This is a genomic window from Roseovarius maritimus, assembly GCF_043355895.2.
In the GTDB taxonomy this organism is placed as follows: domain Bacteria; phylum Pseudomonadota; class Alphaproteobacteria; order Rhodobacterales; family Rhodobacteraceae; genus Roseovarius; species Roseovarius maritimus.
Genome location: NZ_JBHFPF020000004.1, coordinates 161,111 through 179,808, shown reverse-complemented (window position 1 = coordinate 179,808; position 18,698 = coordinate 161,111). Strand labels below are relative to the sequence as shown.

19 protein-coding genes are annotated in these 18,698 nt (G+C 65.9%); 5 read left to right on the top strand and 14 right to left on the bottom strand.

What is annotated here, in order from left to right; all coding sequences use genetic code 11:
* Positions 1 to 2: 2 nt before the first annotated feature.
* Positions 3 to 1,442, bottom strand: coding sequence for an FAD-linked oxidase C-terminal domain-containing protein (locus ACEWPM_RS10460; protein ID WP_393962065.1), 1,440 nt, complete (start codon positions 1,440 to 1,442; stop codon positions 3 to 5).
* A 110-nt stretch (positions 1,443 to 1,552) separates the two neighbouring features.
* Between ACEWPM_RS10460 and ACEWPM_RS10455 the strand changes: the two genes are divergently transcribed.
* On the top strand, positions 1,553 to 1,924 hold the full coding sequence (locus ACEWPM_RS10455; RefSeq protein WP_393962066.1) for a hypothetical protein: 372 nt from the start codon (positions 1,553 to 1,555) through the stop codon (positions 1,922 to 1,924).
* A gap of 21 nt (positions 1,925 to 1,945) precedes the next feature.
* On the opposite strand, the gene ACEWPM_RS10450 is transcribed toward ACEWPM_RS10455, so the two are convergent.
* The 4 genes from ACEWPM_RS10450 to ACEWPM_RS10435 are packed head-to-tail and all read right to left on the bottom strand — an operon-like array spanning position 1,946 to position 8,653.
* Positions 1,946 to 3,988, bottom strand: coding sequence for a hypothetical protein (locus tag ACEWPM_RS10450; RefSeq protein ID WP_393962067.1), 2,043 nt, complete (start codon positions 3,986 to 3,988; stop codon positions 1,946 to 1,948).
* A complete protein-coding gene (locus tag ACEWPM_RS10445; protein WP_393962068.1) occupies positions 3,985 to 6,732 on the bottom strand; it encodes a DUF4159 domain-containing protein in 2,748 nt (915 codons plus the stop codon). The genes ACEWPM_RS10450 and ACEWPM_RS10445 overlap by 4 nt, the downstream gene beginning before the upstream one ends.
* On the bottom strand, positions 6,729 to 7,619 hold the full coding sequence (locus ACEWPM_RS10440) for a DUF58 domain-containing protein (RefSeq protein WP_393962069.1): 891 nt from the start codon (positions 7,617 to 7,619) through the stop codon (positions 6,729 to 6,731). The genes ACEWPM_RS10445 and ACEWPM_RS10440 overlap by 4 nt, the downstream gene beginning before the upstream one ends.
* On the bottom strand, positions 7,619 to 8,653 hold the full coding sequence (locus ACEWPM_RS10435) for an AAA family ATPase (RefSeq protein ID WP_393962207.1): 1,035 nt from the start codon (positions 8,651 to 8,653) through the stop codon (positions 7,619 to 7,621). The genes ACEWPM_RS10440 and ACEWPM_RS10435 overlap by 1 nt, the downstream gene beginning before the upstream one ends.
* A gap of 71 nt (positions 8,654 to 8,724) precedes the next feature.
* On the opposite strand from ACEWPM_RS10435, the gene ACEWPM_RS10430 reads away from it, so the two are divergent.
* Both ACEWPM_RS10430 and ACEWPM_RS10425 read left to right on the top strand, forming a co-directional pair.
* Positions 8,725 to 9,309, top strand: coding sequence for a DUF1285 domain-containing protein (locus ACEWPM_RS10430; RefSeq protein WP_393962070.1), 585 nt, complete (start codon positions 8,725 to 8,727; stop codon positions 9,307 to 9,309).
* Positions 9,310 to 9,442: 133 nt separating this feature from the next.
* Entirely contained in the window at positions 9,443 to 10,828 is a 1,386-nt protein-coding gene (locus ACEWPM_RS10425) for an aminotransferase family protein (RefSeq protein ID WP_393962071.1), read from the top strand.
* A 155-nt stretch (positions 10,829 to 10,983) separates the two neighbouring features.
* On the opposite strand, the gene ACEWPM_RS10420 is transcribed toward ACEWPM_RS10425, so the two are convergent.
* From ACEWPM_RS10420 to ACEWPM_RS10405, 4 genes are all read right to left on the bottom strand, one after another.
* Positions 10,984 to 11,589: a hypothetical protein gene (locus tag ACEWPM_RS10420; protein ID WP_393962072.1), complete on the bottom strand. Its 606-nt coding sequence runs from the start codon at positions 11,587 to 11,589 to the stop codon at positions 10,984 to 10,986.
* A 33-nt stretch (positions 11,590 to 11,622) separates the two neighbouring features.
* The gene (locus tag ACEWPM_RS10415) at positions 11,623 to 11,757 is read right to left on the bottom strand and encodes an aa3-type cytochrome c oxidase subunit IV (protein WP_393929410.1); all 135 of its coding nucleotides are present in this window, start codon (positions 11,755 to 11,757) and stop codon (positions 11,623 to 11,625) included.
* A 90-nt stretch (positions 11,758 to 11,847) separates the two neighbouring features.
* The gene (locus ACEWPM_RS10410; RefSeq protein WP_393962073.1) at positions 11,848 to 12,303 is read right to left on the bottom strand and encodes a DUF6173 family protein; all 456 of its coding nucleotides are present in this window, start codon (positions 12,301 to 12,303) and stop codon (positions 11,848 to 11,850) included.
* Complete coding sequence (locus ACEWPM_RS10405; protein WP_393962074.1) at positions 12,300 to 13,370, bottom strand: MBL fold metallo-hydrolase; 1,071 nt, start codon at positions 13,368 to 13,370, stop codon at positions 12,300 to 12,302. The genes ACEWPM_RS10410 and ACEWPM_RS10405 overlap by 4 nt, the downstream gene beginning before the upstream one ends.
* Positions 13,371 to 13,455: 85 nt before the next feature.
* Between ACEWPM_RS10405 and ACEWPM_RS10400 the strand changes: the two genes are divergently transcribed.
* Positions 13,456 to 14,397: an L-threonylcarbamoyladenylate synthase gene (locus ACEWPM_RS10400; protein ID WP_393962075.1), complete on the top strand. Its 942-nt coding sequence runs from the start codon at positions 13,456 to 13,458 to the stop codon at positions 14,395 to 14,397.
* Between the two features lie 3 nt (positions 14,398 to 14,400).
* Here the strand turns inward: ACEWPM_RS10400 and ACEWPM_RS10395 are convergent, their stop codons facing one another.
* The 4 genes from ACEWPM_RS10395 to ACEWPM_RS10380 all read right to left on the bottom strand — a co-directional run bounded on the left by ACEWPM_RS10395 (position 14,401) and on the right by ACEWPM_RS10380 (position 17,143).
* Complete coding sequence (locus ACEWPM_RS10395; protein ID WP_393962076.1) at positions 14,401 to 14,598, bottom strand: Trm112 family protein; 198 nt, start codon at positions 14,596 to 14,598, stop codon at positions 14,401 to 14,403.
* Positions 14,595 to 15,239, bottom strand: coding sequence for an LON peptidase substrate-binding domain-containing protein (locus ACEWPM_RS10390; protein WP_393962208.1), 645 nt, complete (start codon positions 15,237 to 15,239; stop codon positions 14,595 to 14,597). Before ACEWPM_RS10390 ends, ACEWPM_RS10395 begins: the two co-directional genes overlap by 4 nt.
* Positions 15,240 to 15,302: 63 nt before the next feature.
* Positions 15,303 to 16,217 carry a tetratricopeptide repeat protein gene (locus ACEWPM_RS10385; RefSeq protein ID WP_393962077.1) on the bottom strand — a complete coding sequence of 305 codons (915 nt, stop codon included), beginning with the start codon at positions 16,215 to 16,217 and terminating at the stop codon, positions 15,303 to 15,305.
* A 137-nt stretch (positions 16,218 to 16,354) separates the two neighbouring features.
* Positions 16,355 to 17,143 (bottom strand): exodeoxyribonuclease III, encoded by a 789-nt coding sequence (locus ACEWPM_RS10380; RefSeq protein ID WP_393962078.1) that lies wholly within the window; start codon positions 17,141 to 17,143, stop codon positions 16,355 to 16,357.
* A 314-nt stretch (positions 17,144 to 17,457) separates the two neighbouring features.
* Between ACEWPM_RS10380 and ACEWPM_RS10375 the strand changes: the two genes are divergently transcribed.
* On the top strand, positions 17,458 to 17,823 hold the full coding sequence (locus ACEWPM_RS10375) for a hypothetical protein (protein ID WP_393962079.1): 366 nt from the start codon (positions 17,458 to 17,460) through the stop codon (positions 17,821 to 17,823).
* Positions 17,824 to 17,995: 172 nt separating this feature from the next.
* On the opposite strand, the gene ACEWPM_RS10370 is transcribed toward ACEWPM_RS10375, so the two are convergent.
* Entirely contained in the window at positions 17,996 to 18,682 is a 687-nt protein-coding gene (locus ACEWPM_RS10370) for a response regulator transcription factor (RefSeq protein WP_393962209.1), read from the bottom strand.
* Between the last annotated feature and the right edge of the window lie 16 nt (positions 18,683 to 18,698).

Here is an 18,698-nt window from a genome sequence, read left to right as displayed (position 1 = left end):
CTCTATTCCGCCGCCATCCGCCGGGCTGCACTCACGCCCAACGGAAACACCTTGGCCGGGTTCAGCAGCCAGCCGGGGTCGAACACATCCTTGACCGCCATCTGGATATCGAGATCCTCGGGCGCGTATTGATAGCTCATCAGATCGCGCTTTTCGATGCCAACGCCATGCTCACCGGTCAGGCATCCGCCCACCTCGACGCAGAGTTTCAGGATCTCGGCGCCCAGATCCTCGCATTTCTCCTGCTGGCCGGGCGTGTTGGCGTCATAGACGATCAGCGGGTGCATGTTGCCATCGCCGGCGTGAAAGACATTCCCCACCAGCAGGCCGAATTCTTCGCTCAACTCGCCGATCCGGCGCAGAACGAAGGGCAGTTGGCTGACCGGAATGGTGCCATCGAGACACATGTAGTCGCCCATCTGCCCCATCGCACCGAAGGCCGATTTGCGCCCCAGCCAAATCCGCGCCGATTCCTCCGTCGATGCGCTCTCGCGCAGGTCCACTGGGTCATGACGGCGCGCAATGTCCAGAATGATCGCCAGCTGCTCGTCGATCTCGGCGGGGCTGCCCTCGACCTCGATAATCAGCAGCGCTTCGCAATCGGGATATCCGGCATGTGCGAACGCCTCGGTAGCGCGGATACAGGGGCGGTCCATGAATTCGATGGCAACGGGCAGAACGCCCGCCTTGATGATGTCGGACACACAGGCGCCCGCAACCTCGTTGCTGCTATAGCCGATCAGCACGGGGCGCGCGCCCTCCGGCTTCGGCAGGATACGCAAGGTCGCCTCGGTCACGACGCCCAGCTGCCCCTCCGAGCCGCAGATGAGACCCAAGAGGTCCAGCCCGCCCGCATCCAGATGCGCGCCGCCGATCTCGGTCACCGTGCCATCCATCAGAACCATCGTGACGCCCAGAAGATTGTTGGTGGTCACGCCGTATTTGAGGCAATGCGCCCCGCCCGAATTCATCGCGATATTGCCGGAAATGGCGCAGGCCAGCTGGCTGCTTGGGTCGGGCGCGTAGAAAAATCCGTGCTCTTCCACCGCGCCGGTGACGGACAGGTTCGTGCGCCCCGCCTCGACCCGGATGACGCGGCTGTCATAATCCGTCTCCAGCACCTCGGTCATGCGCGCGGTGCCCAAAATCACGCAATCGGCGGTGGGCAATGCGCCGCCGGCGAGGGATGTACCCGCCCCGCGGGGCACCACCGGCACGCCCATCTCGTGGCAGACGCGCAGCGCGGCCGACACCTCGGCAGTCGAACGCGGCAGGACAGCGGCCAAGGGTGCACAGTGATAGGCGGCCAGCGCGTCGCATTCATAGGCCCGGGTTTCGGCGGGATCCGAAATGACGGCATCGGCGGGCAGAATCGCGCGAAGGCGCGCGACGATGCGATCCTTGGCAGCGATGATGGCCGCGTCTGGGGCTGGCATATCCATGAGATGTCCTCCTAAGAGTCACGGTATTGTGCGCGCCGCACGGGCGCAAGACACGCGGTTGTCACAGGCGCGTGCGTGCGCGGGCCTCGCACCGGGTATAGAAGGGGCGCATGAAATCGATTCTCGCTCTCGCACTTTCGGCGCTTGTCGCCTTCCTTTCCCCTGTCGCGGCCCTTGCCGAACCGCCTGTCGTGACGGCGGCCTCTGCCCAGCGTGACGGCATGGGATGGCAGCTATCGGTCACGATCCGTCATGACGATACCGGCTGGGATCACTACGCCGATGGCTGGGACGTGCTGTCCGAGGATGGCACGGTGCTGGCCACCCGCACGCTCCATCATCCCCATGTGAACGAGCAGCCGTTTACCCGCAGCCTGCGGCAGGTCATGCTGCCCGATGGTACGCGGCGCGTCTACATTCGGGCGCATTGCTCGCACGGCGATATGTCGGAGCGGCTCACCCCGGTCGACCTTCAGTTCTGACACAAGCCGATTGGCAATCGGTCAGCGCCGCCCCTCGCGCAGCCAAGCCCCTGTAACCAGCGCAGCGATCAGCGCCAGAACCAGCCAGGCGGGCAAAAGCGCGATCTGCGTGACCGAACGCGTCTGATACGCGCCGCGCGGCGTGATTCCCAGCCAGCCGCGCCCGGCGGCGGGGCGGCCCTCGCGTACCTCGCGGATGGCTGGGATGCCGCCCTCGATCGCGCGGATGCCGCCGCCGGTCCCCTCGATCAGCGGCTCCAGTGCCTCGCCGGTGGCGATGGTTTGCTCGAATTCCAGCGGCGCGGCGGGGCCGAGGCCAATCACCGCGCTCTGATCGCCACTGGAGAGGCGATAAAGGCCGATCTGCGGCCCCTCGAAAATGGCCTCGAAGCGACCGGGCGAGACTTCCTCCAGCGGCAATGTAACCTCGGCGCCGTCCGGCCCGGTGATGGTCACGTCCTCCACCTCGTCGCCCAGCGAGCGGCGGACGATGCGCATGGTCTGGCCCGTCGCCTCGGCCCAAAGCGCCTCTTCCTCAAGTTCCGGCTCCTTCATCATCCAATGGGCAAGGCGACGCAGCAGCTCCAGCTGCGGCCCGCCCCCCTCATAACCACGATTCCACAGCCATGCGTGATCCGAGGCCAGCAGCGACACGCGCCCCTCGCCCACGCGGTCCAGTATCAGAAGGGGTGCATCCTCGGCGCCCGACATCAGCACATCGCCGGTCGGCTCCGCGACCTCGATCTGGCGCAGCCAGCGGCCCCATGGTCCGTCATGCATCTGCGTCAGCCCTGCCGTGACCGGGTGACGCGCCCCCAGATCGGAGACCTCCGGGCGATACGCCTCGCTCATCACGCGGGCGGTGGGCGCCGCGGGCACGATCGCCTCCAAAGGAGAGCGATAGAGACTGTTCGCCCCGGCGAAATCTGGCCCGGCGGCAAAAAGGACGGCGCCGCCCTTTTGCACGTAGTCGGCCACGTTATCGAGATAGAGCGCAGGCAGGATGCCGCGCCGCTTATAGCGATCAAAGATGATCAGATCGAAATCGTCGATTTTTTCCAGAAAAAGCTCGCGCGTCGGAAAGGCGATCAGGCTCAGCTCGTCCACCGGGACGCCGTCCTGTTTCTCGGGCGGTCTGAGGATCGTGAAATGCACCAGATCGACCGAGCTGTCGGATTTCAAGAGGTTGCGCCATGTGCGCCCGCCCGCATGCGGCTCGCCCGAGACCAGAAGGACGCGCAGCCGGTCGCGCACACCGTTGATCTGGACCAAGGCGGTATTGTTGCGCGCGGTCAGTTCGCCGTCGCCCTCGGGCGTGACGAACTCCAGCACGTTGCGCCCGCCATGGGGAAGCGCAAGGGGCAACTCGATCGGGCGGCCCACGGGCACTGTAAAGCGCTGCGGCGTCTCGCCATCGACCGAGATGTCCAGCGGCACCTCTGCGTCGCCGGGCGCAGCGCCGCTGTCCTCGATACGCAGGGTCAGCGTGATTTCCTCGTCCAGAATGGCAAAGGCCGGTGCGCCATCGACGATCAGGCGGCGGTCCCAATCCACCTCGCGGCCTGTGTGGACAAGGTGCAGCGGCGCAGGCAGGCCCGGCGCACGCTCCAGATCATGCAGCCGCCCGTCGCTCAGCAGGAACATACCGGCGATACGACCCTGCGGCTCGCTTGCCAGCGCGTCCGAGAGAGCTGTCATAAGCTGCGTGCCGCTGTTGTCGGCGCCATCGGCCACTTGCACGCGCCGCACCTCGACGCCGCGCGCGGCCAGCCGTGCCTCCAGCGTCTCGGCCGCCTGCGCCGTCATATCCGCCCTGTCGGCCAGTTGCTGACTGGCGCTGGCATCTTCGACCAGAATGGCGATGTCGGTCAGATCCTCGCGATCCTCGCGGCTGAGGCTGGGGCCCATCAGCGCCGCCAGGATGACCAGCGCACCGGCGCCCCGCAGCGCCCAGCCCGAAAGGCCGCGCCACGCCGCCAGCGTCAGCGCTGTCAACGCCATGCCAGCCAGCGCGGCGATCAGCCAGACCGGCAACGCCGGATCGAAGACAATCTCGCTCGTCATTGGCCCAGCCTGTCGAGTAGTGCAGGCACATGGACCTGGTCGGATTTGTAATTGCCGGTCAGCACATGCATCACCAGATTGACGCCGAAGCGATAAGCCATCTCTCGCTGCCGCTCGCCCGCATAGCCGCGCCCGACGGGCAGCATCGCGTTGCCGTTCTCGTCCACCGCCCAGGCCGAGGCCCAGTCATTGCCGCCGATCACGACAGGCGTCACACCGTCGTTGAGATTGCGGAAGGGCATGCCAGGCGCTGCTTCGGCATCCTCGGGCGACGCCTCGACCCAGACAGGGCGACCTGAATAGCGTCCCGGGAAATCCTGCAGAAGGTAGAAGCCGCGCGTCAGCACATGATCGCTCGGCACCGGCTCCAGAGGGGGGATATCCAGCGGTGCGGCGATCCGTTGCAGCATCGCCCCATTGGCCGAGGACGCGCCGAAGCCTGCGATATCGGCGTCGCGCGTGTCAAAGAGGATCATTCCGCCGCTGCGCAGATACTCATTCAATTTCGCATAGGCGGCATCCGAGGGGATGGGCTGCGCGGGCGTGATCGGCCAGTAAAGCAGCGGAAAGAAGGCCAACTCGTCGGTTTCCAGATCGACGCCCTGCGGAGATGCAGGCTCGACCGTGCTGCGAAAGAACAGCGTTTGGCCCAGCCCTTCGAGGCCCGCCGCCGCCAGATCATCCGCCGCCGCATCACCGGTGATCACATGCGCCAGCGTCACTTCGCTGGCCAGCGCCTCGGGCGGGCGGGCCTGCGCGGCGGAGGGGTCCGGCAGCAGCAGCGCCGCCGCCAGAAGTGCAGCGGCGCGCGCGGGCAAAAGGCGCCCCGAGAGGCCCAGCGAGGCGAGGATATCGGCGCTGAGCAAGATCAGCGCAGCAGCGAGGAGCCAGCCCGCCAGAGGCGTCTCCTCCTGCCGCTCCAGCCCGATCACGTTCGCGCCTGCGGGCCATGCGGCAGGGGTCAGAACGTCGCCTGCGGCGATCACATTGCGCGCGATACGGCGATCCTCGCCCTCGTAAAGGCCGGGACGCAGATCGGGGCCAAGGGCATCCGACAGCAGCACCTCGCCCGCGACGCCGGGCAGGGTATCTCCGCTGCGGAGGATACCATAGCCGTCCAGCACCTCGGACGGTTGCCATGTGGTGCCCGCCAGCTCTTCAGGCGCGGGCGTGCCGTCATTGTCCGACACCGCCAGCCGCTCCAGCATCTGCACGAAAAGGCCCGAGAGGGGCAGGCTGCTCCACTCGGCATTGGCGGTGACGTGAAAGAGCACGACCTGCCCCTGCCCGATCCGCTTGCGCGTGACCAGCGGCGTGCCGTCGCTCAGCTGCGCGATCACGCGGTCGGCCAGTGTCGGATCAGGCTGCGCCATGACCTGCGCGGTGACGGTCACATCCTCGGGGATACCCAGCCCTGCAAAAGGGCCGTTCTCGGCAAAGGGGGCCAGCGATTTGGGCGCGCCCCAGCTCATCGCGCCACCGACGCTGCGGCCCCCGGCGCGCAGGCGCACGGGCATCAGCGGATCCTCGGACCCGCGCGAGACGTCGCTGGCCGCAAGGCGCGGCCCCGCAAAGCGCACCAGCGTGCCGCCCTCCTCGGCCCAGCTTTGCAGGCCCTCGGCCTCGTCCGGCGACAGCGTGGCGATATCGGCAAGGATGATAGCATCGGGATTAGCTGGCAGAACCTCCATCAGGGCGCCGGTCAGCAGATCCGCCGAGGGCCGCAAGGCGCGCTCGAGGTAGTGCAGCGGCGAGAGCAGTTCCAGCCCCTCGCGGTCCTCACGGCCCGCGATCAGCGCCACCTCGCGGCGGCCGAGCGCATCGCCCACCAGTTGCACAGCGCCCGCATGGCCTTGCCCCGCGATCTCGAACCGGGTGAGGCGCGCGCGCAGTTCGGACGGAAGGCTGAGCGTGCCGGTCGCTTCGCGTGCGCTATCCTCAAAGGTGATCGGCAGGGTGGCCAGAACGCGCGGGGCGCCTGCCGGATCGCGCCCGTGGGCCAGAACCTCGATCTGCCGCGCGGCGCCAGGCGCAAGGCGGTGTGCCGTTAGCTCCAGCGCGCCGCCGTCGCTCTGCGGTGGCGAGAGCGTAACAAGGGGCGCCGCACCCTCGCGAATGGTGACATCGCCCCGCGCCTCCAGCGCCGAGAGCAGCGCGGCCCGCCCGCCCCGCTCCAGCCCATCCGACAGCCAGAGCGTGTCGAATGGACCGTCGGGCAGCAGCGCGGCGGCGCGCTCCATCACCTCCGCCGTCGGCGCCCAAGGCGCGGGCGCCAGGCCCATCAGACGGCTGCGCCACGCATCGGCGGCCTGAAAGGCAGGCGCCTCGGGATCGCTCAACTCTATCACCGCGGCAGTGCGCCCGTCGCGCCCCGCCTCGGCCAGAACGCCGTCCAGCAGGGCGCGCGCGGCGCGATCGTCACGCGCGGCGGCCCAGCTGGCATCTAGCGCGATCAGCAGGGGGCGGTCGCCCCGCGCCGCATCGTCGCTCCGCGGGTTCAGGACCGGCCCCGCCAGCCCGATGATGACCGCCGCCAGTGCCAGCATCCGCAGCAGCAACAGCCACCAGGGCGTGCGATCCGCCGCGCTATCCTCGTCCCGCAGGCCCAGCAGCAGCGCGACACCCGGAAAGCGCCGCCGGACCGGCGCGGGCGGCACCGCGCGCAACAGCACCCAGAGCACCGGGAGAAGCGCCAGCGCGATCAGCAGCCAGGGCGCGGCAAAACCGATGGCACCGATGGTCATCGCGCCCCCTCGCCCAGCATCCGGTAGAGGTGCAAGAGCGCCGACTGCGGGCTGGCATCGGTGTGATGGCAGGCATAGACCCACCCGGTCGCCCGGCAAAGACTGCGCAACGCATCCTTTCGCGCCGCCAGCCGCTCCAGATACCGCTCGCGCAGATCGCTGGCCTTCAGCGTCTCATGTGCCAGCGTGCCGCCAATGGATTCAAATATGGCGCGGCCACGATAAGGGAAACTCTCTTCGGCAGGATCCAGAATCTGAAGCAGAACGCCGCCCACACCCCGGTCGGCCGCTTCGCCCACAGCGCGCTGCACGGCGTCCAGATCACCGAGGAAGTCGGATATGAAGAGCGCCCGCGCCCGTGGCGGCAGGCCGCGTGCGTTGGGCGCGGCATAGTCTTCGCTACCCTCCGCCCCGGTTAGAATCGCTGCCAACCGCGCGATCTGGGCCGCGCCGCGGCGCGGAGGCAGAGCGTGCCCCGAAAGGCCCACACGCTCGCCGCCACGGTCCAGTACGATGGCGGCGGCCAGCGCCAGAAGCTGCGCGCGATCCGCCTTTTCCGGCAGCGCGGCATCGCTGGTAAAGCGCATGGAGGCGGCAGGATCGACCCAGAGCATTACGGTCTGCGCGATCTGCCATTCCCGCTCGCGCACGTATTCCACATCGCTGCGGGCCGAGCGACGCCAATCCACTTGGCGGCGCTGATCTCCCTCCTGCACCGGGCGGTACTGCCAGAAATCATCGCCCAGCCCGGCGCGCCTGCGCCCATGCTCACCAAGCAGGACCGCCCCCGCCAGACGATCCGCCCGCGCCAAAAGCGCAGGCAGGCGCGCAGCCTCGGCCTCGGCTCGCGCGCGCAGATCGGCAGCCGGAAGGGCGGCGGTTTCCATCACGCGGCGGCGGCGCGCGTGTGGCCCAGATCGGCCAGCGTATCCGCGATCAGCGCGCTCAGGCTGTCGCCTCGCGCCCGCGCCGCAAAAGTCAGCGCCATGCGGTGGATAAGCACCGGCTGCGCCATGTCGATCACGTCCTCGGCGCTGGGGGCCAGCCGCCCTTGCAGCAGCGCGCGCGCCCGCACCGTCAGCATCAGCGCCTGCGCCGCGCGCGGGCCGGGGCCCCATGCAACCCTTTCTTGTACGCGCGGCGATGCGCCCGGCTGATCCGGGCGAAAGGCGCGGACAAGATCGAGGATCATGTCCATGATCCCCTCACCCACCGGCATCCGACGTAGCAGCGCCTGCGCCGCGATGAGTTCCGACGCGGTAAAGACCGGCTCGGCCAGATCCTCGGCGGCGCCGGTGGTGGCCAGCAGGATGTCGCGCTCGGCATCGCGGTCAGGATAGGGCACGTCGATCTGCACCAAGAAACGGTCCAGCTGCGCCTCGGGCAGCGGATACGTGCCCTCCTGTTCGATCGGGTTCTGCGTTGCCAGCACATGGAACGGCGCCTCCAGCGAGCGGCTCTCGCCCGCGACGGTCACCTGCCGCTCCTGCATGGCCTGCAAGAGGGCCGACTGCGTGCGCGGGCTGGCGCGGTTGATCTCGTCCGCCATCAGAAGCTGGCAAAAGATCGGGCCGGGGATGAACTTGAACGCACGGCTGCCATCCGCCCCGGTCTCCAGAACCTCGCTGCCGAGGATATCGGCGGGCATCAGATCGGGCGTGAACTGCACGCGGCCCGTGTTCAGGCCCATGACGACGCCCAGCGTCTCGACCAGGCGCGTCTTGCCGAGGCCCGGAAGGCCCACCAGCAGGCCGTGCCCGCCGCTCAGCAGCGCGGCGAGCGAGAGATCCACCACCCGCTCCTGCCCGATAAAGCGCCGCGCCACCTGCGCGCGCGCCTCTGCCAAACGCGATTGCAGCGCGTCGATATCGGCGACAAGGTCGGCGTCATTGGGGCCGGGCTGGCTGTCGGCGCTCTGCATCATGGAAATTCTCCGGATTGGGCTATAGTCTAACACTGAGTGTATAGCGCATGACAAAAATGGCAAAAGCAATGAGCGACCATCCGATCACGACCCCGTCAGCAGACGGCATCGCCGCCGCCGCACAGGCTGCCACCAAGGGCCGCAAACTGCCCCCGGTGCATGACTGGAATCCGCCCTTCTGCGGCGATCTGGACATGCGCATCGCCCGTGACGGCACGTGGTTCTACCTCGGCACGCCCATCGGGCGGCACGCTCTTGTGCGCCTCTTCTCGACCATCCTGCGGCGCGATGGCGATGATTACTTCCTTGTCACGCCCGTGGAAAAAGTGGGTATCACCGTCGAGGACGCGCCCTTCGTCGCCGTCGATTTCGACGTCGAAGGGTCCGGCAAGGACCAGCGCATCACGTTTCACACCAACGTGGATGACAGCGTCATCGCCGGGCCGGACGCCCCGATTCGCGTGGTCCGCGACGAGGAGACGGGCGAGCCGTCGCCCTATGTCCTCGTGCGCCACAACCTGGAGGCGCTGATCGACCGCAAATCCTTTTACCGGTTGGTGGATATCGGCGCGCATCACGAGGGCTGGTTCGGCCTTTGGTCCGGGGGCGTCTTCTTCGGCTTCATCCCCTCGAACGAGTTGACAGACGGCTGAAACGGCGCCGATTTCGCGCGCACGCCAACGCCTCTCTGGACTTATCCCCGAATCGCGGGTCAAGGTGCTATGATGGATCAATAGCCCTGCCCCGGCCGTGACGCGCCGGGCCGCATCTCGATGGAGGACAGACATGGACGGCAAGTTTCAGGACAACGATATCGACAAGGTCGTCGCAGCCGACCGCGCCCATGTGTGGCATCACCTCAGCCAGCACAAACCCTACGAGACGTCCGATCCGCGGATCATCGTCGAAGGCAAGGGCATGCGCGTCTGGGACCAGAAGGGCAAGGAGCATATCGACGGCGTGTCGGGCGGCGTCTGGACCGTGAATGTCGGCTATGGCCGCGAGCGCATCGCCAATGCCGTGCGCGACCAGCTGGTCCAGCTGAACTATTTCGCGGGCTCCGCGGGCTCGATCCCCGGCGCGATGTTCTCGGAGAGGCTGATAGAAAAGATGCCGGGCCTCACCCGCGTCTATTTCACAAATTCCGGCTCCGAGGCCAATGAGAAGGCATTCAAGATGGTCCGCCAAATCGCGCACAAGCGCTATGGCGGCAAGAAGCACAAGATCCTCTTCCGCGAGCGCGACTATCACGGCACCACCATCGCCTGCCTCTCGGCCGGCGGCCAGCCCGAGCGCAACGCGCAATACGGCCCTTTCACCCCAGGCTTCGTCGAGGTGCCCCATTGCCTCGAATACCGCGCCCAATGGGATCTGGAGGGCGAGGAATACGGCCTTGCAGCCGCCAACGCGATCGAAGAGATCATCCTGCGCGAGGGCCCCGACACCGTCGGCGCCATCTGCCTCGAGCCTGTGACCGCCGGCGGCGGCGTCATCGTCCCGCCCGAGGGCTACTGGCCCCGCGTGCAGGAGATCTGCCGCAAATACGACGTGCTCTTGCATATCGACGAGGTCGTCTGCGGCGTCGGGCGCACCGGCACCTGGTTCGGCTATCAGCATTACGGTATCGAGCCCGATTTCGTGACCATGGCCAAGGGCGTCGCCTCGGGCTATGCCGCCATCGCCTGCTGCGTCACGTCCGAGCGTGTTTTTGACATGTTCAAGGAGAATGCGTCCGATCCGATGGACTATTTCCGCGACATCTCGACTTTCGGCGGCTGTACGGCTGGCCCGGCGGCAGCGCTGGAGAACATGAACATCATCGAAGAGGAAGGCCTGCTGGAGAACACAATCCAGATGGGCGACTACATGCTCGACCAGCTGCGCGACCTCAAGGACAAGCACAAGGTCATCGGCGACGTGCGCGGCAAGGGCCTCTTCCTCGGCGCCGAGCTGGTCAAGGACCGCACGACCAAGGAGCCTATGGACGAGAAATCCGTCGCTGCCGTCACCGCAGATTGCATGGCGCAGGGCGCCATCATCGGCATGACCAACCGCTCACTGCCGGGCCTCAACAATACGCTCTGCTACTCGCCCGCGCTGATCGCCACGAAAAGCGATATCGACGAGCTGATCACCGCTACCGACAAGGCGCTGACCAAGGTCTTCGGCTGATCTGAAACCTCTGCCGCCCCTCCGGCGCGGCAGAGGTCAGCCGATCCTTCATCTTGGCAAAAATACTCCAGCCGGAGGCACCAACGCGGCAACCGGCACGAAAAAAATGACGCGCAACCCCCGCTGCGCGCCATTCTCTTGTGTCTCAAGAAAATTCAGACCTTCGACGGGTCCCAAGCGGCCAGAACCTTGGAATTGTCGTCGCTGTCATATTCGTACAGCACTTTTTCTGTCACGCCCGGCAGCTTGCCGAACTCCTCGGCCAAAGCTTTCGGGAACCAAGTCTGGCTGATCTGGCCCGGAAATATCTGCGCAAGGATGCTGGACGTGCTGCGCGAGCATTGCGCCTGCGGCACCGGACCATAGGCTTGGGCCAGCGCCATCGCCTTTTCCGCCTGCGCGGGGGTCACGTCGAGTTCCTGGATCTTGACATGGAATGTCTTGCGCGCGTGAAACCGCGTGTAGACATCCGCGATGCCCGGCGTCACACCAAAAATGACGTCGTGGCGCTCGGGGATCGTCTCGTGCTTGAACGAGCCGGCGGGGTCCCAGATGATCCGCTGCGAGCCATTGATCATCAGCGACGTATGCGCGCCCGCCCCGGAAGTGTTGTTCAGCATGGTGAACAGCGTCAGGCGCGGCGGGCCGTCATGGCGATAGGCAACGCGCGTGATCTCGTCCTTGGTGGCCCAGACGCCCGGCGGCGCCGCACAGCCCGCAAGGGCCAAAATGGCGCAGAAGGCCACGATCATCGCGCGCATGGCGTCACTCCCAAAGACTGCATCCGCTGCCGCTTAGCTGTTGACCAGTGCCATGAAGAGCAGAACGCAAACCGCAAAAATGGCAACACGGGTCGCCCATTTCACAAAAGCGTCGAACGTCTTTTCGTGGTCCTTGATATCCATCTCGCCGTGCTCGTGGTCCGCCATCAGTAGTCCCGTCCTATACATGCCGATTTTTTCGGCTGATTACTTTATTTGCAGCGTGCTGTCACCCTCAAAGCGGGGCGCGGGCACGCCTCACGACTTTTCAAGATCCGCAGCCAGTCGAAATCCAATCCGTTCCGGCTCGGCCTGCGCCCGCGGCTTGGGCAACGCTCGCAGAATGACGCTCAGTTGGCTGACATGCTGCACCAGCTGGGTTTTGCCGCCCGCCGCATCGCTGCCGTAGAACGTCACGATATCTGGGTCGAAATATCCCATACCCTCGATCTTGAGCACACCAGCATCGCCGCCGACAAAGCCCATTGCGACCTCATGCTCGTTATCCAGCGTTTTCTCGAAATTCTGGATATAGAGGATCAGCCGCTCATACGCCCATTCGGCGGAGCTCTTCTCCTCGACGGGTTTGGACTTCATGCTGCTGGGCGCAGCGGCGGCAGGGCTGGAATGGCCCTTGTCCGTGTGTACCTCGTGGCACCGCGGCAACGCGTCGGCCTCGGCGGCTTCGGCGGTGGTCATGATCTCGTCGCTCACATGCGGTCTCCCCTGCGGTGCCACAGCCATGCGCCGTCCTCGCGACGACGGCGTGTGATCCGGTCCAGCTTATGCAAGTGGTTCAGATGTGCAACCGCCTCGACCAGCGCGAGGCCGTATGTGCCCGCATCGATACGGCGCTTGAAGAGCGGGGCAAAGCATTCAGCCGCCGTGCGCGGCTGCTCCAGATGCGCCTCCAGTCGGGTCAGTGCGCCGTGGTGATTCTCGATCAGTTGCCGCATCCGCAGGGGCAGCCCGGTGAAGGGCAGCTTGTGACCGCCCAGCACCAGGTGATCCGCGCGCGCATGATCTGCCAGCCGCCCGCATGCCTCCAGCCATTCGGCTACCGGGTCGGCCTCGGGCTCGGTCGGGTAGACGCCGAGGTTGGGGCTGATCGACGGCAGGATCTGATCTCCGGCAAGGACCAGGTTGCACTCGCGGCTCCACAGGGTCAGATGCTCGGGGGCGTGACCGTTGCCGATGCGCACATCCCAGGTGCGCCCCGCCGCACGCAGGGTGCCTCCCTCTTGCAGGCGCGTATAGCCCACCGGCAAGGGGGCGCAGCTATCGGCGAAATTGAAGGGCCGCGCATCCTTGCGCTCGGCGTAGATCTGCGGATCCATCCCTGCGCTGCGCCAGTACGCCAGCGCCTGCTGCGTCGGGCGGTCTTCGGCATCGAGGATCAGCATGCGCGCCATCAGCCACGCGGTACGCGTGGTGATCAGTTCGGCCCCGAACCGCTCCATCAGCCAGCCGGCCATTCCCACATGATCGGGATGGTGATGCGTGACGATCACCCGCCGTACCGGGCGGCCCTTCAGCGGACCGGCCAGCAGCGCCTCCCAGAGGGCAATGGTGCGGCGCGAATGGACGCCGGTATCGACGACCGTCCAGCCGTCGCCGTCCTCCAGCGCATAGATATTGACGTGATCCAGCGCCATCGGCAGAGGCAGGCGCATCCACAGAACGCCCGGCGCCACCTCGGTCGCGGTTCCTTCCTCGGGCGGCTGGGCCCATGGATAGCGGATGCCGCCTTCGGCCTGTGTCTCGGGGTCGGATCGGGTCATCGGGCCTCCTTGGCAATCGGGCGGCTGCGCTGTAGTCACGGGTTCAGCCATTCCTATCCCCTCCGCGCCAAGGATCCCAGCCATCATGCAGACCCGCGAGCTTGCCACCGACGCCGCCGGGATCGCCGCCGCCGCTGCGCTGATCGCTGAGGGCCAGCTGGTCGCGATGCCGACCGAAACGGTCTACGGCCTTGCGGGTGACGCACGCAATGGCACTGCCGTCGCCCGCATTTTCGAGGCCAAGGGACGGCCCAGCTTCAACCCGCTGATCGTGCATGTCCCCGATATCGAGACGGCCCGGCGCTACGCCGTCTGGAGCGATGAGGCAGACCGCCTTGCGCAGGCCTTCTGGCCCGGCCCGCTGACGCTGGTCCTGCCGCTGCGGGGCGGCTCGGGCCTCTCGCCCCTTGTCACAGCAGGTCAGAGCAGCGTGGCCCTGCGCATGCCCGCGCATCCTGCCGCACAGGCCCTGCTGCAGGCCAGTGGCGCCCCGCTTGCCGCGCCGTCGGCCAATCCGTCGGGACGTATCAGCCCGACCCGGCCCGGCCACGTGCGCGCCGGTCTGGGCGGGCGCATTGCGGCCATTCTGGATGGCGGTGCCTGCGATGTAGGCGTTGAGTCGACTATTCTGGGCCTCACCGGCACGCCCACTTTGCTACGGCCCGGTGGCCTGCCCGCCGAAGCGCTCGAGGCCGCCCTCGGAGGCCCTCTTGCGCTGCACACGGCAGGGGACCAGATAACCGCACCGGGCCAACTCACATCGCATTACGCACCGAGGGCGACGTTGCGGCTGAATGCCGATACTGCGCAAAGCGGCGAAACGCTGCTGGGGTTTGGCGGCACGAAGGGTGCCGCGCTGGATCTGGCGATCTCGGGCGATCTGATCGAGGCGGCCGCAAACCTCTTTGACCATCTCCATCAGCTCGACAAGGACGGCGCCAAGGCTATCGCTGTCGCCCCCATCCCCGAGACAGGACTTGGCCGCGCGATCAATGACCGCCTGCGCCGGGCTGCCGCGCCGCGCTAGGACCTAGTCCAGCGCGCGCGCCTCGCTGGTAAGAAGGATCGGAATGCCCGCCCGGATCGGGAAGGCCATGCCTGCCGCCCGGCTGATCAGCTCATTCGCCTTGGCATCGTATTCAAGCCGCTGATGTGTATGGGGACAGATCAGGGCCTCCAGCATCCGCCGGTCAAAGGCGGGCCCGCTCTCCTGGATCTCATCGCTCATTGCATCATCCCCTCGTCATCTCCGCCGCGCATGGCGAATTCGATCAGCGTCAGCAAGGTCTCGCGCCGCGTGCTCAGAGATGGCGCCTCTAAAAGCGCCTGCTTGTCCTCCGGCTCGAACCCGAGAAGCATCGACAGAGAGTTTATCAAAAGTTCGTCATCCGCTTCCTTGAGGCTGTCCCAGTCGGTTTGCAGGTCCTGCGCCTTAAAGAATTGCGCCAGCGACGCCAGAAACGCATCGCGGTCGAACGCGGGGTCGGCCTCCTCGCCGCCCTGGTCCCGCTCGAACCCTGTCCAGGAAACACGCGCGCGGCGGTAGGGCGTGAACCCCTCGATCTCCTCCAACAGACGAAAACGCGACACGCCGGCCAGCGTCAGCATATAGCGGCCATCCTCGGTCTCGGAGAACTGCGTGACCCGCCCAACACAGCCGATGCTTTGCAAACCCGGCCCCGCGCGGCCCGGCACCTTGTTGGGCTGGATCATGCCGATCAAACGCTCGGGCGTTTTGAGAGCATCTTCCAGCATCGCGAGGTAACGCGGCTCGAACAGGTGCAGAGGCAACCGCGCCCGAGGCAGCAGAAGCGCGCCGGGCAGCGGAAAAATCGGAATGATGTCCGGAAGGTCGATCTTGCGTGTCATGGCCATGCATCTAGCCCGCCCGGCAAACCCGGCAAGCGCGGCCAAATGCCCATGCGCCTATGCTCACGCAAAGATCAGGGAGCTCAGTTTGCGCCGACCGTTCAGCACCACCGGATCGTTCGGCTTGAGCGCATCGAACACGGTGAAGAGCTGCGTCTTGGCGGCTTCGTCATTCCATTCCCTGTCGCGGCGAAAAAGCTCGAGCAGATGGTCGACCGCTTCGGCGCTGCGCCCCTTGGCGGCCAGCGCCTGCGCCAGATCGAACCGCGCCTGGTGGTTGTCCGGATCGGCCTCGACAGCGGCCTCCAGCTCGGCCACGGGGCCCGCATCCTCGCCCTGCCGGGCAAGGGCCAACTGCGCATGGGCGGCCTCGATCTCGGGCTTGCCATGCAGGTCGGCGGGCGCGCCGTTCAGCACCGCTTCGGCCTGGTCCAGATCGCCCGCGGCGATATGTGCGCGCGCCATTCCGCCAAAGGCAGCGGCATTGGTTTCGTCCTCGGCTGCGATGGCGGCGAAGACCTGCAGCGCGCCGGCGGCATCTCCAGCTTCCAGCATCTCGTCGGCGGCGGTAACCGCCTCAGCCAGACCTTCGTCCTCACCGGCGGCGCCGCCCGACGCCTCAATAACCCGCGCGACAAAGGCATCCAGCTCGGAGGCGGGAACATTGCCCTGAAAACCGTCGATCGGCTGGCCCTGCCAGAACGCATAGACGGTCGGGATGGATTGTACCCTCAACTGACCCGCGATACCTTGATTCTCGTCGACATTCACCTTGGCCATGCGCACCGCGCCCTTGGCCTTGGTCACCGCCGCCTCCAGTGCAGGGCCCAGCGTCTTGCACGGCCCGCACCACGGCGCCCAGAAATCGACGATCACCGGCACGGTCTGTGACAACTCCACGACCTCCGCCATGAAATCGGCTTCGGATACGTCCTTGATCAGGTCGGTTGCGGGGGCCTGGCCACCAAGTTCTATCATCTCGTCTCGCCTCGCTCGCTGAATTTCGCGTTGCCTCTTAAATGGCCCGGCGCCCCCGGCGTTGCAAGGCCCGCCGCACCGCGCCCAGGCCGGCTTTCACACTTCCGCGAATGCTGCGGGGGGTGAGCCCGCCACGGTCAAAGATCGAAAGTGGCAAAGACCGGCGCGTGGTCGCTGGGCTGCTCCCACCCGCGCACGGGGCGCAGGATGCGGCTGGAATGGCCCGCGGCGGCGATATCGCCGGTGGCCCAGACGTGATCGAGGCGGCGCCCCTTGTCGGCAGCATCCCAATCCTTGGCGCGGTAGGACCACCAGCTATAAAGCTGTCCGTCGGGGATATCGGCGCGTGTCACGTCGCGCCAATCGCCCGCCTCCATCGCCTCGTTCAGATGCTCCACCTCGATCGGCGTATGGCTGACCACCTTCAAAAGCTGCTTGTGGCTCCAGACATCATCCTCGCGCGGCGCGATGTTCAGATCGCCCACCAGGATCGAGCGCGCGACGCGCTCGCCTCTGGCCCAGTCGCGCATCTCTGTCAGGTAATCCAGCTTTTGCCCGAATTTCTCGTTCACCTCCCGGTCGGCCACATCGCCCCCGGCGGGCACGTAGAAATTGTGGATGGTCACGCCATTCTCCAGCCGCCCCGCAACATGGCGCGCATGGCCAAGGCCCGCGAAATCATGCGCGCCCACATCCTCGATCGGCAGCTTCGACAGGATCGCGACGCCGTTATACCCCTTCTGCCCGCGCGCGATCATGTGGGTATAGCCCAACGCGGCAAAATCCTCGGCCGGGATCTTGTCGACCGGGCTTTTGCATTCCTGAAGGCACAGGACGTCCGGCCCCTCTTCGGTCAAGAGCTTGCAGACCAGCGGCGCCCGCAGCCGCACCGAATTGATGTTCCAGGTGGCAAGGGTGAAAGGCATGGGGCACGCTCCGGTCATTTGAGATGCGCGGACCCTATGCGCAGGGCGCGCCCGCGTCCAGCCGCCTGCCCGGTGGAGCCTTGGGAACTGGCCCCCGCCACGGCCCGTTTCACGATCATGTCCAGAAACCTAACTTCGAAGATATAATGTGACCCTTTGCATAATCCCTGGCCGCCCTCCTGCTGGTCGCCGCGCCAGCGGCCGCGCAGCAGACCGATGGCACGGTCACAAACACGCTCGACCTGAAGGAGCGCACCTGGAACGTCGTAGGCGTAGATGCGCCCGATCCAAGCGCATGGAGCGAAACGGAGGATATGCTGAATGTCCGCATCGTCGCCATTCCCGGTGCCGTAGCGGGAGCGGATGATTCCACCGAAACACTGACGCTGAACTTCACGGCGCATACGGCTGGCACATCGCCGATGGCCGAAGATCTGACCGTCACGCTGACCGGCGCAGGCGACGTTGGAACTCTGAACGCGGCTCCGGCGAATACCGACATCACGGTCAACGCGCTGAGCATCGAGGGCACCGATATGGTCGTCACCGGCAGCTTCGTCGCGGTGCTCAGTGAAGGAAATGACACCGAGCTTGTTTCGGCGGATCGCGACGGCGCCGTAACGATGGATGGCAATTTTCAGGCGACCATCCAGCAGCAGGGAAGCGAGAGCGTAACGTGACCGAAACGCATCTTCGCACCACGCATAAAAAAGACCCCGGCCAAAGCCGGGGTCAGTCCAACAGGGAGGTGCATATGATACATCCGTATATGCGAACGGTTGAGGCGCAGCGCAGGCTGCTGCTAGACAGTTAACACGTAGTCAGGGCGCCCGGTTCCTGAATTTCTTTGCGTCACGGCATCAGGCGATATCCGCCACTTTCCGTAACCAGCAGGCGGGCGTTCGACGGGTTCGGTTCGATCTTCTGGCGCAAGCGGTAAATATGCGTCTCGAGCGTGTGGGTCGTGACCCCCGCGTTATATCCCCAAACTTCGTGAAGCAGGGTATCGCGCGCCACCACGCCATCGGTCGCGCGATAAAGAAACTTGAGTATATTGGTTTCCTTCTCGGTCAGACGGACCTTGCGTCCGCCCTCGTCCACCAGCATCTTGAGCGCCGGTTTGAAGCTGTATGGCCCAAGCTGAAAAACGGCATCCTCGGATTGCTCATGCTGGCGCAATTGCGCACGTATGCGGGCCAAGAGGACGGGAAATTTGAACGGCTTCGTTACGTAGTCGTTCGCGCCCGCATCAAGGCCAAGGATGGTGTCGGCGTCGCCGTCATGTCCGGTCAGCATAACGATCGGGCTTTTCACGCCCTGCTTGCGCATCAGACGGCACAGTTCGCGACCATCGGTGTCAGGCAGGCCGACATCCAGAATGATAAGGTCATAGTTGGAGTCGCGGGCATGTGTCATTGCCTCGGCACCAGTCCCGGCCTCGAACACGTCGAAATCCTCGGTCATGACCAGTTGTTCGCCCAGCGCCTCGCGCAGGTCCTCGTCATCATCGACAAGCAGGATCTTCTTGAGTTGTGCCATCATGGTCTCCTCGCGT

Bases quoted from the DNA above. Each gene is read 5' to 3' on its own strand.
- ACEWPM_RS10435 (WP_393962207.1), bottom strand. From the start codon at position 8,653: ATGCAGAGCGCCGACAGCCAGCCCGGCCCCAATGACGCCGACCTTGTC.
- ACEWPM_RS10450 (WP_393962067.1), bottom strand. From the start codon at position 3,988: ATGACGAGCGAGATTGTCTTCGATCCGGCGTTGCCGGTCTGGCTGATC.
- ACEWPM_RS10460 (WP_393962065.1), bottom strand. From the start codon at position 1,442: ATGGATATGCCAGCCCCAGACGCGGCCATCATCGCTGCCAAGGATCGC.
- ACEWPM_RS10375 (WP_393962079.1), top strand. From the start codon at position 17,458: ATGCTGAATGTCCGCATCGTCGCCATTCCCGGTGCCGTAGCGGGAGCG.
- ACEWPM_RS10385 (WP_393962077.1), bottom strand. From the start codon at position 16,217: ATGATAGAACTTGGTGGCCAGGCCCCCGCAACCGACCTGATCAAGGAC.
- ACEWPM_RS10445 (WP_393962068.1), bottom strand. From the start codon at position 6,732: ATGACCATCGGTGCCATCGGTTTTGCCGCGCCCTGGCTGCTGATCGCG.
- ACEWPM_RS10440 (WP_393962069.1), bottom strand. From the start codon at position 7,619: ATGGAAACCGCCGCCCTTCCGGCTGCCGATCTGCGCGCGCGAGCCGAG.
- ACEWPM_RS10415 (WP_393929410.1), bottom strand. From the start codon at position 11,757: ATGGCGGACCACGAGCACGGCGAGATGGATATCAAGGACCACGAAAAG.
- ACEWPM_RS10405 (WP_393962074.1), bottom strand. From the start codon at position 13,370: ATGACCCGATCCGACCCCGAGACACAGGCCGAAGGCGGCATCCGCTAT.
- ACEWPM_RS10455 (WP_393962066.1), top strand. From the start codon at position 1,553: ATGAAATCGATTCTCGCTCTCGCACTTTCGGCGCTTGTCGCCTTCCTT.
- ACEWPM_RS10380 (WP_393962078.1), bottom strand. From the start codon at position 17,143: ATGCCTTTCACCCTTGCCACCTGGAACATCAATTCGGTGCGGCTGCGG.
- ACEWPM_RS10430 (WP_393962070.1), top strand. From the start codon at position 8,725: ATGAGCGACCATCCGATCACGACCCCGTCAGCAGACGGCATCGCCGCC.
- ACEWPM_RS10370 (WP_393962209.1), bottom strand. From the start codon at position 18,682: ATGGCACAACTCAAGAAGATCCTGCTTGTCGATGATGACGAGGACCTG.
- ACEWPM_RS10420 (WP_393962072.1), bottom strand. From the start codon at position 11,589: ATGCGCGCGATGATCGTGGCCTTCTGCGCCATTTTGGCCCTTGCGGGC.
- ACEWPM_RS10395 (WP_393962076.1), bottom strand. From the start codon at position 14,598: ATGAGCGATGAGATCCAGGAGAGCGGGCCCGCCTTTGACCGGCGGATG.
- ACEWPM_RS10390 (WP_393962208.1), bottom strand. From the start codon at position 15,239: ATGACACGCAAGATCGACCTTCCGGACATCATTCCGATTTTTCCGCTG.
- ACEWPM_RS10400 (WP_393962075.1), top strand. From the start codon at position 13,456: ATGCAGACCCGCGAGCTTGCCACCGACGCCGCCGGGATCGCCGCCGCC.
- ACEWPM_RS10425 (WP_393962071.1), top strand. From the start codon at position 9,443: ATGGACGGCAAGTTTCAGGACAACGATATCGACAAGGTCGTCGCAGCC.